The 409-nt window shown below is 38.4% G+C and carries 1 protein-coding gene; it reads right to left on the bottom strand.

Translation table 11 applies throughout. From position 1 onward, the window contains the following. On the bottom strand, positions 1-409 hold a 409-nt coding region (locus GBZ86_RS19095; RefSeq protein WP_479690760.1), incomplete at both ends, for a carbohydrate-binding protein.

Consider the following 409-nt stretch of genomic DNA (forward strand, 5'->3'; position numbering starts at 1 on the left):
TTAAAGCTCCATTAGAAAGCATTCCCTCTGCTGCATTATACTTATAAACTGGATTACTTCCTGTTGGCACTGTTGGTGGATTCACTGGTTCTGTTGGTGGTGTTACTGTGCCGGATACTAAGGTTAATGTTACTTCTCCAAGACTTGGACCATAGTTTATTCCATCTCCATGGAACTTAATAGTATTTATTCCACTATTTAAATTTACTGCCACAGTAAAAGTTTTAGCATCTCCTATGGACCATCCATTAGTTGGTGTTGGAGTGTAAACTTCTCCTGTGCTTGTTCCATTTATATCTATCTTTAAGTTTCTATTAGCATCTGCCCCTATATACTTCACTGCTAAATTATAATTCCCTGCAGCTGCTACATTTACAGTTAAGGTAGTTGCACCATCACTTGGTCCTCC

It is taken from the genome of Clostridium tarantellae, assembly GCF_009295725.1.
GTDB lineage: Bacteria > Bacillota > Clostridia > Clostridiales > Clostridiaceae > Sarcina > Sarcina tarantellae.